The 12,976-nt window shown below is 63.1% G+C and carries 19 protein-coding genes and 1 pseudogene; 11 read left to right on the top strand and 9 right to left on the bottom strand.

The annotated features are described in order from the left end of the window. Nucleotides 1-24: 24 nt before the first annotated feature. The 5 genes from EJ068_RS16955 to EJ068_RS32670 form a co-directional block, all read right to left on the bottom strand. Complete coding sequence (locus tag EJ068_RS16955; protein WP_129554635.1) at nucleotides 25-375, bottom strand: hypothetical protein; 351 nt, start codon at nucleotides 373-375, stop codon at nucleotides 25-27. A 25-nt stretch (nucleotides 376-400) separates the two neighbouring features. Then, entirely contained in the window at nucleotides 401-1,021 is a 621-nt protein-coding gene (locus EJ068_RS16950) for a hypothetical protein (RefSeq protein WP_189354240.1), read from the bottom strand. Next, nucleotides 1,022-1,504, bottom strand: a complete 483-nt coding sequence (locus EJ068_RS16945) for a phage regulatory CII family protein (protein ID WP_129554634.1) — start codon at nucleotides 1,502-1,504, stop codon at nucleotides 1,022-1,024. It abuts the gene before it with no gap. A 130-nt stretch (nucleotides 1,505-1,634) separates the two neighbouring features. Continuing rightward, nucleotides 1,635-2,072, bottom strand: coding sequence for a hypothetical protein (locus EJ068_RS16940; RefSeq protein WP_129554633.1), 438 nt, complete (start codon nucleotides 2,070-2,072; stop codon nucleotides 1,635-1,637). Then, complete coding sequence (locus EJ068_RS32670; protein WP_189512486.1) at nucleotides 2,069-2,293, bottom strand: helix-turn-helix domain-containing protein; 225 nt, start codon at nucleotides 2,291-2,293, stop codon at nucleotides 2,069-2,071. The genes EJ068_RS16940 and EJ068_RS32670 overlap by 4 nt, the downstream gene beginning before the upstream one ends. Between EJ068_RS32670 and EJ068_RS16930 the strand changes: the two genes are divergently transcribed. The 11 genes from EJ068_RS16930 (at nucleotide 2,276) to EJ068_RS16890 (ending at nucleotide 7,750) form a co-directional block, all read left to right on the top strand. Next, nucleotides 2,276-3,034: an XRE family transcriptional regulator gene (locus EJ068_RS16930; protein WP_245463136.1), complete on the top strand. Its 759-nt coding sequence runs from the start codon at nucleotides 2,276-2,278 to the stop codon at nucleotides 3,032-3,034. The genes EJ068_RS32670 and EJ068_RS16930 overlap by 18 nt on opposite strands. 127 nt (nucleotides 3,035-3,161) lie before the next feature. Further along, nucleotides 3,162-3,395 (top strand): hypothetical protein, encoded by a 234-nt coding sequence (locus tag EJ068_RS16925; protein ID WP_129554630.1) that lies wholly within the window; start codon nucleotides 3,162-3,164, stop codon nucleotides 3,393-3,395. 5 nt (nucleotides 3,396-3,400) lie between these two features. Then, on the top strand, nucleotides 3,401-3,643 hold the full coding sequence (locus EJ068_RS16920) for a hypothetical protein (protein ID WP_129554629.1): 243 nt from the start codon (nucleotides 3,401-3,403) through the stop codon (nucleotides 3,641-3,643). Continuing rightward, nucleotides 3,640-3,816 carry a hypothetical protein gene (locus EJ068_RS32665; RefSeq protein ID WP_189512483.1) on the top strand — a complete coding sequence of 59 codons (177 nt, stop codon included), beginning with the start codon at nucleotides 3,640-3,642 and terminating at the stop codon, nucleotides 3,814-3,816. The genes EJ068_RS16920 and EJ068_RS32665 overlap by 4 nt, the downstream gene beginning before the upstream one ends. After that, entirely contained in the window at nucleotides 3,816-4,847 is a 1,032-nt protein-coding gene (locus EJ068_RS16915; RefSeq protein ID WP_129554628.1) for a phage Gp37/Gp68 family protein, read from the top strand. The genes EJ068_RS32665 and EJ068_RS16915 overlap by 1 nt, the downstream gene beginning before the upstream one ends. Then, entirely contained in the window at nucleotides 4,831-5,406 is a 576-nt protein-coding gene (locus EJ068_RS16910; RefSeq protein WP_129554627.1) for a hypothetical protein, read from the top strand. Before EJ068_RS16915 ends, EJ068_RS16910 begins: the two co-directional genes overlap by 17 nt. Then, a complete protein-coding gene (locus tag EJ068_RS16905; protein ID WP_129554626.1) occupies nucleotides 5,403-5,774 on the top strand; it encodes a DUF4031 domain-containing protein in 372 nt (123 codons plus the stop codon). The genes EJ068_RS16910 and EJ068_RS16905 overlap by 4 nt, the downstream gene beginning before the upstream one ends. Beyond that, a complete protein-coding gene (locus EJ068_RS16900; protein ID WP_245463135.1) occupies nucleotides 5,771-6,241 on the top strand; it encodes an ASCH domain-containing protein in 471 nt (156 codons plus the stop codon). The genes EJ068_RS16905 and EJ068_RS16900 overlap by 4 nt, the downstream gene beginning before the upstream one ends. Beyond that, entirely contained in the window at nucleotides 6,238-6,444 is a 207-nt protein-coding gene (locus tag EJ068_RS16895; protein WP_129554625.1) for a hypothetical protein, read from the top strand. Before EJ068_RS16900 ends, EJ068_RS16895 begins: the two co-directional genes overlap by 4 nt. Then, a complete protein-coding gene (locus tag EJ068_RS32960) occupies nucleotides 6,441-6,830 on the top strand; it encodes a hypothetical protein (protein ID WP_210212010.1) in 390 nt (129 codons plus the stop codon). The genes EJ068_RS16895 and EJ068_RS32960 overlap by 4 nt, the downstream gene beginning before the upstream one ends. Before the next feature lie 14 nt (nucleotides 6,831-6,844). Further along, complete coding sequence (locus tag EJ068_RS16890) at nucleotides 6,845-7,750, top strand: tyrosine-type recombinase/integrase (RefSeq protein ID WP_210212009.1); 906 nt, start codon at nucleotides 6,845-6,847, stop codon at nucleotides 7,748-7,750. Between the two features lie 610 nt (nucleotides 7,751-8,360). Here EJ068_RS16890 and EJ068_RS16880 read toward each other — a convergent pair. The 4 genes and pseudogenes from EJ068_RS16880 to EJ068_RS16865 form a co-directional block, all read right to left on the bottom strand. Further along, nucleotides 8,361-10,252, bottom strand: a pseudogene (locus tag EJ068_RS16880) (TIM barrel protein). A 13-nt stretch (nucleotides 10,253-10,265) separates the two neighbouring features. Beyond that, entirely contained in the window at nucleotides 10,266-11,045 is a 780-nt protein-coding gene (locus tag EJ068_RS16875) for a cyclase family protein (protein WP_210212008.1), read from the bottom strand. Between the two features lie 150 nt (nucleotides 11,046-11,195). After that, complete coding sequence (locus EJ068_RS16870; RefSeq protein WP_127252247.1) at nucleotides 11,196-11,627, bottom strand: type II 3-dehydroquinate dehydratase; 432 nt, start codon at nucleotides 11,625-11,627, stop codon at nucleotides 11,196-11,198. Between the two features lie 14 nt (nucleotides 11,628-11,641). Continuing rightward, nucleotides 11,642-12,943: a TRAP transporter large permease gene (locus EJ068_RS16865; RefSeq protein ID WP_245463468.1), complete on the bottom strand. Its 1,302-nt coding sequence runs from the start codon at nucleotides 12,941-12,943 to the stop codon at nucleotides 11,642-11,644. Between the last annotated feature and the right edge of the window lie 33 nt (nucleotides 12,944-12,976).

The raw sequence follows: 12,976 nt of genomic DNA, 5'->3' as shown, positions 1-12,976 counted from the left end.
GGCTGTGTTGCAGGCGTGGAAAGGTCAGGCGGTTTCCCGCTCTTCGTCCTCGTCGTCGGCGTCGTGGACTTTCCGGGCGGGGAACATGTCGATCTGGTTCGGGTGCTCGACCGACAGCGCGCCGTCGATCGACCAGAACGGCGTCTTCATGAACTTGACGGTGTCGGGCAGTTTCGACTTGGCATCGGCCTTCACGTCGATGCGGCCAAGCTCGTAATCGAGCGTGATCGTCACTGTGATCTTGGCCTGGCACTTGTCGGCCGGCGAGGCTTCCAGCGCCTCGATCGCTTCGCCGAGAAGCTTGTCGCAGTGGCGCGAGAAATCGCCCCGCGAAAGCAGCCCGATCATCTGCCGGAATGAACGAAGGACACTCATGGTTTTCCTCTCCGAGGGTTGGGGGTTACGAAGCCTTGCCGATCTCGCGCTCGACGCGGCGGGCGATGCGCTCAAGCTCGTCGACCCGTTCGGACAGCCGGCGCGCCTCTTCGAGCTGCGCGGTGGCCGAGCGGCAAAGGTTCTTCATGTCGGCGATGACGGGCGCCGCCTTGGCGAGGAAGTCGTCGAACTCGGCGTTCGAGCCTTCCGGCCCGAACAGCTCCTCGCGCACCTGCGCCACCCAGGCGCGCGGCACGCCGAGGTCGCGGGCTACAGCGGCATCGGTCCAAGGCGCGGCGTAGCCGGTCTTATCGTCGAGGTAGAGTTCGTCGACCTTGGCAAAGATGATGCGGCGGTCCTCGCGCGACATCTCGCGCGGCGCTTCCGGCTTGGCTTCCATGGGAACCACCTTCAGAACTGGTTTTGAGAGACGCGTCGTGCAGTCCGGGCAGCGGTCGGCGGTGGCGCGCGCGCCGACCGTCCAGCCATGCGCCCGGAAATATTGTTCGGCGGCTTCCGGCGGCTTGCGCGTGGCGCCGGTCTGCTTGAAATGCGCCACGACCCCGCACTTGCACTCGATCACCGACGTGGCGACGGTGCGGTCGCCATGCTGGATCCGGCCGGAGGGGAAGTGGCGCGAGGACATCTATTCGCCCACGACTTTCAGCCCGCCGGCGGCCTTCGCGCCGGCAAGCACCTTGCGATATTCGGCGATGGCGTTGTTCACCTTGGCGAGCGAGCGGTCGATCTGCGCGCTTTCGGCCGGCGTCAACTGGCCGTCGGCGAAGGCGAGCGCGCCCTCGCTCATCAACTCGCCCATGCGCACGACCGCTTCCGCATGTGCCGCCATGACCGAGCCGTTCGCGGCCACCGCCTCGACGTCGGCGAAGCGCCGGCCACGCGCCGCACAGATGGCCTCGCTCATGTCGAACCGGCCGCATTCCTCCTCGATCGCGAACACCGCGTCGAGCGGCATCAGCTCCGGCGCGTCCGCATTGGCCCAGCGGCCAACCTGCGACTTGCTATAGGAACAGATATCGGCCGCGCGCTCGATGCCGCCGGCGGCGGTGATCAGGTCGCGCTGCTTGGCCTTGAGCAGGAAGTGGCGGGCATTCGCGTTCGGTACCATTGTGGCCTCCTCGTCAGTCGCAAAAGGTTTCCCGCGCCGGGAAAACCCGGCGTCGTTTCCCGTGGTGGGAAAGGGTTTGTGGAGTCAGTGTGCGGGCGTCAGCTCACAGGAGGCCCGCAACAGGATGTGCTCATGGTCCGCCGCTCCGGAATCGGTTGGCCGCCTTGCGGGCGTAGCCCGGCAGGTCGGCGATATCTCCAATGTCGTCGGCGCCGCGCGAGAGCAGCGCGGAAATCCCGATCGCGTCAGCGGCGGCAGCGATAAGCTCGGCCAGGATGTCGCTTGTCGAGCGGCCCTCATGGGCGGCGATCAGCGACAGGATGAAGCGCGAGGCTTCGGAAAGCGTGACCGCGCCGGTTCCGGGGGTGGCGTCAGCCGGCGCGGTCTTCACCTGGAGCGGGGCATCGCCACAGGGTTCGGTGAAAGGAACCGCCGAGGCGCGAACAATCGCCCCGGCGGTCGCGCGGTCAGGCTCTTGGGAAGCCGGCGCGGGAAATTCGTAATCGGCGGTGCCGACTTCACGCGGCACGAGCCGCCCGTTGAAGCTGGCGGAAGCGAGCAGGCTCATGCAGCCTCCTCGCTGTTTTCCGGCGCCTCGAAGAACAGCCGATCATCCCAGTCGATGCCCCTTTCGAAGGCTGCCTTGCGAATCGCCTGCATTTCCTCAAGCGACGGCGCGACGCCACCCTCCCAACGAGAAACGGTGGCCTGCCCGACGCCGGCTAGCCTGCCGAACTCGGCCTGTGTGACCCTGAAAACAGATGTCCGGATATGACGCATCGTGTTCATGAGCGCGGATATTATGCGCAAACGGATAGTTTGCAAGCGCAATTTTATGCGCAAGCGGATTTTGGTTCTGGGGAACGACATGGCAGCGTCGGCGCCATGACGATCGAAGAGAAAATCCGCGCCATCATGAAAGCCACCGGCTGGAAGCAGCAGAAGCTGGCTGAGCATTTCCAGGTGTCACAATCGACGGTCAATCGCTGGCTCGCCGGATCCGAGCCAGAAGGTCATAGGCGCGATGCGATCAATGAAACTTTCGAAAACCTCGTCGACGAGCGCCCCACCGCTTCTGACGCCTCGGAAATCCCACTTATGGGGTATCTCGGCGCAGGCGCCGAAGTAGAACCTGACTTCGAGCAGGTGCCTCCGGAAGGGCTCGACCAGGTAAGCATACCATTCCCATTGCCGGACGAAATGATAGCTTTCAAGGTCCGGGGCGTTTCGATGCTGCCGGTCTTCAAGGACGGCACCATCATTGTGGTTTATCGGGATCAGAAGAAGCCGCTGGAATCCTTCTATGGCGAGGAAGCGGCAGTCCGCACATCGGATGGTCGTCGGTTCATCAAGACCATCATGCGAGGCTCAGGCGGAGGCGTGAACCTGATCTCGTGGAACGCGGCGCCCATCGAGGAAGTCTCGGTGGACTGGATCGGCGAAATTTTCGCGGTGTTGCCGCCTTCGGTCCTGCGCAAGGTTGACCGGCAGGGCGGTCTTCAGGGCCAATTGCGCCTGAAATCGGCATAGCCAAGGAACCCGCCGTTATCCGTTTGACGGATTGATATTATCCGTTTGCGCATTTTCTTTTATTGACAGTTATCCGTTTGCGCATATTATCCGTCCCCACTCGCATCCCGCGAGCGGAGACAGACCAATGCTTCACTATGCCCTGCACGAAACCATGCCGAAGCCGACCAAGGCGGCTCTCGCAAAGAAATCGATTGTCGAGAGCATGGCCGACAAGATGCTCGAAATGGGCATGAACGGCATCGCCGTGACGGCCGACAGCCTGGCCGAGCATTCCAGCTTCACCCGTGCCGAGATCGAAAGACACGGCTTGGACGCGGCCGACATGGCCAAGATGCGCGCCGTCCGCCGCGTGGCCTGACCGCCATGCCGACCGTCGCCGAAAAGCTGATCGCCGAGGCCGCGCGATCGCCCGAGCACGAGGCGTGGATTTCGCGCCAGCTCATGGCGCAGCGCCGCCCGTCCGAGATCCTGGCCGACCTTGATCGCGCCATCGATCCCGCCAAGCTCCTCGCCGCCATCGGCGGCGACGGCCCGGCAGGCCTCATCACCGCCTGCCTGATCGCCTTCGCCACGCCCTTCATCGCGCTCGGCTGGTTGCTGCCATGAAGGTCCAGCGCGAACACCTGACTATCTGCCGCCGCTGGCCGGATTGCCTGTGCGGAGACGGCTGCATCGACGTCCGGCCGGCTGAATCGAAAGCCGCGCGCCGCATCCTGATCGGCCTGATGACCGCCACCGCCGTGATCGGCGTTGGCTTGCTCTATTTGGGGCTGCGCTGATGGCTGACAAATCGCCAATCGAATGGACCGACGCGACGTGGAATCCGATTGTCGGGTGCTCGATCGCCACCGCCGGCTGCACGCATTGCTACGCCATGAAGATGGCGGCGCGGATTGAGGCCATGGGCGGCGCGCCGCACTACGCCGGCACCACGAAGAAGGTGAACGGTAATGCCGTCTGGACCGGAAAGCTGGCGCTGGCGCCCGAGCGGATCCTGACCCAGCCGCTGCGCTGGAAAGAGCCGCGCCGCATCTTCGTCAACTCCATGGGCGACCTGTTCCATGAGGATGTGCCCGAAGAGTGGATCGACCAGACCTTCGCGGTGATGGCCGTCACGCCGCATCATACCTATCAGCCGTTGACGAAGCGCGCGGACCGGATGCGGCGCTATCTTTCCGACCCGGCGACGAAGCATCGCGTCTATGACCTCGTCTGCAATCTGGTAATCGAGCGGCAGATTCAGGTCGTGCTGATTGCGCCCGGCATGGACGAGCGTCAGGCGCCGCCCGGACTTCGCGTCTATCTCGACCAATGGCCGCTGCCGAACGTCTGGCTCGGCGTCTCGGCCGAGCGACAGCAGGAGGCCGACGAGCGAATACCCGAGTTGCTGGCGACGCCGGCAGCCATCCGCTTCGTCTCCGCCGAGCCGTTGCTTGGGCCGATCGATTTCAGAAATCTTCGGCAATACAACCCCCAGGGCGAGCCCTGGATTGACGGGCTTCGCGGTCTCGTGACCCACGGCGGCTATCTCGCGCGATCGCCAGCTGAATGCAGCTTGAATACCCGCACGCAGATAACGCCGCCCGAACTCCCAAGCCTCGACTGGATCATCGTCGGCGGCGAGAGCGGACCGGATGCCCGTCCGATGCATCCCGCATGGGCGCGTTCGATCCGCGATCAATGTGCAGCCGCCGGCGTGCCGTTCTTCTTCAAGCAATGGGGCGGGGTAAGATCGAAGGCGAGCGGTCGTCTTCTCGATGATCGTGAATGGAACGAGTTTCCAAGAGGCGACCATGTCCCCTGTTTCTAGGTTCGTTCAAGCCAATCACCGCTTCATAAAGAGCATGACGCGCGGCGGTCATTGCCGGCGGCACGCTGTAAGGCGGCTTAAGCGTCCGCTTTATCTCCTCGAACTGCACGTGAACCAGCTCTACGAGCTCAAGCGCGAGTTCTGCTTGCCGGTGCTTGACCCGCAGATATGGCAACACCGCTCGGAGCACGAACGCCGCCTTCGGCCCGGAAATGTTCCATTGGTAAGTCGTTCGGTGTTTGGCATTGGCGGGGTGATAGGTTGTGATCGATCCACCAAATACCTCCAGCGCGAGCTTGTGTGGCGCGTCGCGAGTTCCAGCAATCCCAACCTTGGCGGTGTAGTAAGTCGGCGACCACTTGTGCCCGCTGGGAGCCACGCGGTTTTTGGTCGTCCGTTGGATCGTGATGAACCCATCCGCATCGAGAATTCCGGCAAGGTATGCGTGGGTCGTGTTCATAACCGTCACTTTAGCAGCGCCAAACGCATCAGCAAGCGCGACGCCGGCGGCGTCGAGCACAACGGCATGCCCAAGTTTCGCAAGGTGCTGGCGCAATGAGTGTCTACGTCGACAACATGCGCGCGCCCTTCGGCAAGATGGTCATGTGCCACATGTGGGCCGACACGCGCGCCGAGCTGTTCGCCATGGCCGACCGTATCGGCGTCCAGCGCAAATGGTTCCAGCGCCCGGCCGGCACCGGCCTGCCCGGCATGGATGCATCCTGGGAGCATTTCGACATCGCGCAGTCCAAGCGCGCGCTGGCCGTCGCCGCCGGCGCGATCGAGACAGACAAGTATGGCCCGCTCGAATTCGAAGCCAGGCGCAAGGGCGACGAGGAAAAGCTGAAGCAGATCGCCGAGCTGCGCGCCAAGGGCTTCGGCGACGCGTCTAAGCCCGCCGACCCGAGACAGAGGACACTGCTTTGATTCCGCGCCTCGCCCTCTCCATCCGCCAGCCTTGGGCCTATGCCATCGTCATGGGCTGGAAGCCCGTCGAAAACCGCAGTTGGCGCGCGCCCAATCCAGCGCTGAAATTCCGGGGCGAGTTCGCCGTGCATGCCGCCCAAGGCATGACGCGCGCCGAGTACGAAGACGCGGCGCATCTCTTTCGCTCACTCGGCCATGACTGCCCGGCGCCGGCCGATCTCCCCCGCGGCGGCATCGTCGGCGCGGCAACCGTTGTCGACATCGTCAAGGAGCACGACAGCCCGTGGTTCTTCGGACCGCGCGCCCTGGTGCTCGCCGACGTCCGCGCCGTCGATTTCGTTCCGGCATCAGGCGCACTCGGATTCTTTGAGTGGAAGCCAATGGACGCGGCGGACGTGCCCAAGCCGGCGCGATGGATGCTGCCGCCAGGAACGCCGGCACCGATCGCGCAGGGGTCACTGCTATGACCTACATATACCGTTGGGACCGGTTCAGCCGCAAAGGACAGCCCTGCGCTATTACTGCGCGCAGCAAGGCGGCGGCGGGAACATTCGCGCTGCCGGGCTTCGGCCAGCCGGCGTCGCCGCGCTTCAACTCGATCCGTGTCGAATTCGCCGACGGCTTCGTCATGGTCACCAGCGGCAACGCCATCCGGAGGGCGAAGCCGTGACCAGCCTCATTCTCGAAAACGGCAAGACGCCCGAGGAATGGGTCAAAATCTTCAAAGCGGAGCGCGGCGTGCATCTGTCCGCCAGGACGATCCGCGAGAACGCGCGCCGGCTCGGGGCTTGCCGGATGCTCGGCAAAGTGATGATGCTTCTGCCGGAACATATCGACCGACTGTTTCAGGAGCCGCAGACTTGCCCCTCGAACTCTACGAACGCGACGGATGGTGGTGGTTCAAAGGCCGAATCGACCGCATACCGGGCGGCAAATACTACCGACAAAGCTCTGGCATACCTTTCACAGCGCCAGAAAGGGACGCCCAAGCGGCAGTCGCGGCCTTCGAACTCAAGGAGATCAAACGTGATCTCGTTGGAGACGAAAGGGCGCTGACCTTCGCCGACGCGGTGCTGCTCTATCCCGCGAACCCGATGGAAGCCGGCGACCTTGCGAAGATCCTGCCGCACCTCGAGGACCGCGCCTGCGCCTCGATCATGCCGCAGGAGGTGCGCAACCTCGGCCCCACGCTCTATCCCATGGGCTCGACCGACACCTGGCAGCGCCACGTCGTGACGCCAGTGCGCGCGGTCATCAACAACGCGCACGATCTCGGCAAATGCCCGCCGATCCGGATCAAGGCCTATCCGAAAGCCGAGCGGCTGAAACAGGACCGAGCCCGCGGCAGGAAGAGCCGCGTCGAGAAGACGCCGGGCTCATGGGAATGGCTGCTCGCCTTCCGCACCAAGGCGAACCGCTACCAGGCTGCCATGGCGCATTTCATGTTCGTGACGGGCGCCCGCATCGGCCAGGCCGTCGCGCTCAGGCCGGCCGACCTCGACCTGCAGAACGCCCGCGTCTGGATGCCCGAGGCCAAGGGCATGGAAGCGCAATGGGTCGATATCCCGATGGACCTGGTTGTCGAGCTGGCGAACCTTCCGCCGCGCCGCCCGCGCAAAGGTCCGCACGGCAAGACGCGCGTCAAGGAAGCGCGCGTGTTCGGCTACGCCAACAAGGACGGCGTCTACAAGGCATGGAAGACCGCATGCAAGAAAGCCGGCATCAGCGAGATCATGCCCCACGCCGCCGGCCGGCATGGCTTCGCCACCGAAATGCTTGTCAGGCAGAAGCTCGACGCCCGCACGGTGGCCAAGGCCGGCCGCTGGGCAGACTTGACGCTGATGCAGAAAACCTACACTCACGCCGAGGATGCGACCGGCAAGGTACAAGCCGCCCTCCGTACAGGACGCGTACAAGCCACCAAGGCGACAGCCGCTAAAGCACGGGGATCAAAGCGGAAATCGGCAAGCGGCTGACGCCCTCCGAAGGCAGAGGTCACAAGTTCGAATCTTGTCGGGTGCGCCAATTTCCAATTGCAGGACAAGAACTTAGCGCCACACCTTGCTTAGCTGAAACGCGTTCAGGCTGAGCGGCGTAAGCGCTGAGAACCTGAGCTTGAGGGAGCCATGTCGCCGCAAACCCGCAGATTCGGGCAAATGAGCGTGAAAGCATCAGCTTCCAATGGACGAGTTAAGAAATAGAAGGTTGAGCGCTGCCCACGTGAGCAACGCTCAACTTGATCGAAAATGGGGTCGGACACGGACAGTCGGCTTTCGGGGCGGCTAGCCAGAGGGCGGAATCGGTGGCCCGGCGAAGAGGTGCTATTCCGCAGGTTGCTACCTCAGCGGGAGTTGCACCCATGATCTGTTCTCCTGTAATTCACATCGCCAATGGGCCGCCGCCAAGCGGCCCATTCTGGGCTTGTTTATCGCATCTGGCTCATGGTGATCCGGTCGACCATGCGGCCGCCGAACCATTTGCGGATAGCGATCATGGGCTTGACGGATTTGCCGGCAGCGTAACGGGTCTTGCGCGCCCGGACGGCCTTCCCTGGGTGAGGACTCGTCGATATCGAATGTCCCCCGATCACCTCGGCATTCCGCTCGGTGGCAGCAGTCGCTTCAGAGCAGCGATGCGGAAGGGTGCATTGACGGCGCCGTAGCCCTTGTAGCCTTTTCGTCGCTCGACGACCTCGAAGAAAAGGCCCTCGCCATAGTTTTGGCTGTAGAGCTGGAAATACTCGCCGGTCTCGTCCCGGTCGTAGAGGATGTTACCGGCCCGCAAGCGGTTCGTCAGATCGGGATCCAGGCCCCCAGGCGGGCTTCAAGGTCATCGTAGTAATTCGCCGAGATTTCCAACGCGTGGAAGCCAAGCAGTTTCAACCGAGCCGCCGTGACAAAAATATCATCGCAGGCGAAGGCGATGTGCTGAATGCCGGAGCCAAAGCTATCGGCGATGAAACGGCCCGCCAGCGTCTTGCGGCTTTCGGCGCCGTTGAGCGTGAGCCGCAGTCCGCCATCTGAGCCCTCGACGACCTGGCTTCGCACCAGACCGCTCGGATCGACGACGTCGACCACTGGCAATTTTCGAGTTCGGAAGATGGAGGTGTAGAAAAGGAGCCAGGTGAGCATCTCCTCATAGTTCATCGTCTGGGCGGCATGATCGATACCGACGAGGCCGCAGCCCGTGTCGCCTGTTTGCGGCAGCGGATCGAATTCGACGTCCCAGACTTTGGCGAGCGTATCGTCGACGAAATAGATAACACCGCCGCCAACGCCGCGGATGGCGGGAATAGAGAATTCGCCCGGACCGCGCTGCTCGGAGAAGGTCTCCGCGCCAAGCGCCCTTGCCCGCGCCACCGTCGCCGCGGCATCGGCAACCCTCAGCCCCATCGCATAGGCGTTGGTTCCGTGCACGACATAGGAGGAATGGGCAAAACCATCGTGTCCGGTGTTGATGACGATGTTGACGCCACGGTGGCCACCTTGCCGCCAGACGGTCACGTCGCGGTTCTTGTGGCGGGCGGACAGCGAAAAGCCCATGGTCGAGAGAAGCGCCGCCAGTTCTTCGCCTTCCTGCTCGTTGGCCGCGAACTCGATGAATTCGATGCCCGAAACGCCGATGCGGTCCGGCATCTCCGGCGGATCGATTGCAATTCCAGGCTCGGCACGGCGCACCTGGTCCATCAGGTAGATAAGCGAGCGCCTTCCATCCATGGCGATCGACTTCGGCGAGCCGCCACGGAACTGGTCGTTGAATATCTCCAGGGACAAAGGCCCGTCGTAGCCTGTCGCCGCTACCGCCCGCATGAAGTCGATGACCGGCAAGTCGCCCTCTCCCGGCATGTTGCGGAAATGGCGGCTCCAATAGAGCAGGTCCATGTCGATCAGAGGTGCGTCGGCAAGCTGCACGATGAAGATGCGGTCCCCGGGGATGGCGCGGATGGTCCCGACGTCGGTCTTTCTCGCCAGTGTGTGGAAGGAATCGAGGATGAGGCCGATGCTCGGATGGTCCGCGCGGCGCACGATCTCCCATGCGTCGCGGTGGTCGTTGATATGGCGCCCCCAAGCCAGCGCTTCGTAGCCGACGCGCAGGCCCCGGCGCGCCGCGCGCTCGCCCAGTTCGCGGAAGTCGGCGGCGGCCCGGTCTATGCCGCCAAGCGCCATTGGCGAGACGTTGGAGCAGACAACCATCAGGTCGGTGCCGAGTTCCCGCATCAGGTCGAACTTGCGTTCGGCCCTGTCGAAGGCGTGCTGTCTTTGCGGCTCCGGCAATCCTTCGAAATCACGGAATGGCTGGAAGACCGTAATTTCCAGCCCATGATCGCGAACCATGCGTCCCACTTCGGCCGGCGTTCCGTCGAAAGCCAGGAAGTCGTTCTCGAAGATCTCCACGCCATCGAATCCGGCCGCGGCTATGGCCGCGAGCTTTTCGCGAAGGTCGCCGCTGATCGAGACGGTGGCGATGGAGGTCTTCATCGTCGTTGGCGCGTCAAAGGAGCGCGATGGCACGCGTTGGTCCACCAGTCGCGCCCTTAACCTTCGGAATGCCGAGAAAAAGACGTGCGCCGGCTTCCGGGATCGCATCGAGATTAGTCAGGCACTCCACGCCCCAACGGCCGCTGCCCAGCCATTCGTAGTGGACTGGAAAAGCTCCGCTCGAGTTTAAGCCGGTGTCGAGCGAGAGGGTATCGACGCCGATACCCTTCACCTTGCGTTCGTTGATCAGAAACTGCGCGGCCTCTACATGAAAACCAGGGGTGTGGTTCTTCTTCTGGTCGTCTCTGCCAGCGAATTTTGGATCGCCGACCAGCTTGTGCCAGCCGGAGTTCATCACCACGCAGCAGCCTTCCGGCAGGGGACCGTTCTTCGATTCCCAGGCCTGGATGTCGTCCGGGGTCAAAGCGGTGTCCGCATTCTCGGCTGCACGCGCTGCGATATTGATGACGGCGACCGGGACGATCAGGTCCGCAATCGGGATCAGATCCGCCGTCATTCCATCTGCGGAGAAGTGGATCGGCGCGTCCATATGCGTGCCACTATGCTCGACGATCGTCCAGCGATTGAGGTTCACCTTATCCTTGGCAAAGGTGACGAGATGTTCGACGGTGAACCATTTCTCACCGCTGAAGGTCGGAAAGCCCTCATAGAGCGCATGCGAGAGGTCGACCGTATCGGTGAAACTGATCGGCGACGCCTGGGCTGGCGGCACTGCCGGAAGCGCGGCGACCGCCGCCGCGCCAAGCCCAAGTGTAAATCCGGCTTTGAGCAAGCCTCTGCGCGTCGCATTTTCGCAGATCGAGTGAAGGCATCCTGGAGGGCACATGCGATTTCTCCTTCCCCTTTGATGGTTAAAAGTCATGCCGGTCTATACTAACCAGTTCGTTCATTCGCCCGTTTCCGCGAGCGGGTGATGGAGCCGCTATGCGTCGATCAATTCCTTCAGCGATTTCACGGCAGTCGCATATCCGCGAGGTCCGAGACCGGCGATGACAGCGGTCGCGACCTTCGAGACCAGCGAGCGGTGATAGATTTCCTCGCGCCGGTGGATGTTGGAAATATGCAGCTCGACGATCGGCCCGGCGAACATCTTCAGCGCGTCGAGAATGGCGATCGAGGTGAAAGAAAAGCCAGCCGGATTGATGATGATGCCGGCGCCGTCGTCGATCGCCTGGTGGATCCAGTTGACGATCTCGCCCTCGAAATTGGACTGGTGGAAGCGGAGCGGATGTTCGCCGGCCGCCTCGCGGCACATAGCCTCGATCTCCGCGAGCGTCGTCCTGCCGTAGATCTCAGGTTCGCGTGTGCCGAGGCGGTTGAGGTTCGGGCCATTGATCACAAAGATTGATTTCATTCCGAAGCTCCCTGTCACCCCTGATAGCCGAGCAAGCGCGGTAGCCAGAGCACAAGCCCCGGAAAGAAGGTGATCAGCGCCAGCGAGCCGATCATTGCCCCGAGGAAAGGCAGTACATTGCGCACCAGGTCCCTAAATGGCACTTCGGCGATCCTGGCCATGATGAAGAGCAGCAGGCCATAAGGCGGCGTGACGAGGCCAAGCATGATGTTGACGACGACCACCACGCCGAAATGCACCAGATCGATGCCCAGCGCCCGCGCAGTCGGGATGAGCACCGGCACGATGACCAGCAGGATGGTTGTTCCCTCCAGCACGCAGCCCAGCAGCAAAAGCAGGATGTTGACGAGGATCAGGAAGCCTGTGGGCGATAGCTGCCAGGCCTGCAGCAACGCGCTCACCGACTGCGGGATGTTCTCGACGGTCACCACATAGTTGAACACCAGCGCACCGCCGATCAACATGCCGATCGAGGCGCTGGTGCGGGCGCTCACCAGCACCGAGCGGTAGAAATCGGCGAAACTCACGCTGCGATAGAGGACGACTGAGACCAGCAAGGCGTAGGCGCCGGCGACGGCGGCCGCCTCCGTCGGCGTGGTTGCGCCGCTGTAGATGCCGCCCAGCAACACCACCGGCATCATCAGCGAGGGCAACGCCTGCCAGGTGATGCGCGGCATCTCGCGCAGCGGCGTCGGCGGTTCGACCGGAAAGCCGCGGACGCGCGCATGATAGGCGACGATGGTCATCTGACCCGCCGCCATCAGCAAGCCGGGCACCACGCCGCCGAGGAAGAGGTAGCCGATCGAGGCGTCGGAGACGAGGGCGTAGACTACCATCGGGATCGAGGGCGGGATGATCGGTCCGATCACCGCCGTCGCGGCGGAGAGCGCGGCGGCGTAGCTCGGCGGGTATTTGCCGTCCTTGGTCATCATCTTCTGCATCAGCTTGCCGGGCCCGGCGGCGTCGGCGATAGCCGAGCCCGACATGCCGGCAAAGATGATCGCCTGGACAACGTTGACGAAAGCGAGGCCGCCGCGAAAGCGGCCGACAATGGCATTGCAGAATCGAAGCAGCCGCTCGGTCATCGAGCCGATGTTCATAAGTTCGGCCGCCAGCACGAAAAGGGGCACGGCGAGGATGATGTAGTTGGCATACATGCCGTTCAGCAACTGTTCGGCAACTGTGCCCATGTCGAGCCCGGCAAGCAGCAGATAAAGGATCGAGCCGGCGATCATGGCATGGCCGATCGGCAGACCGAGAAACGCCAGTGTCGTGATCGCGATGACCGACAGGGAGAAGGGGCTGGCGAGGTTCACGTGCCGGACCCCATCTGTGTCCGGCTTTTCAGG

The sequence above is a fragment of the Mesorhizobium sp. M2A.F.Ca.ET.043.02.1.1 genome (assembly GCF_003952405.1).
Taxonomy (GTDB): domain Bacteria; phylum Pseudomonadota; class Alphaproteobacteria; order Rhizobiales; family Rhizobiaceae; genus Mesorhizobium.
Note: the sequence above shows the minus strand (reverse complement) of the source record. Positions and strands in the feature narration are given on the sequence as shown.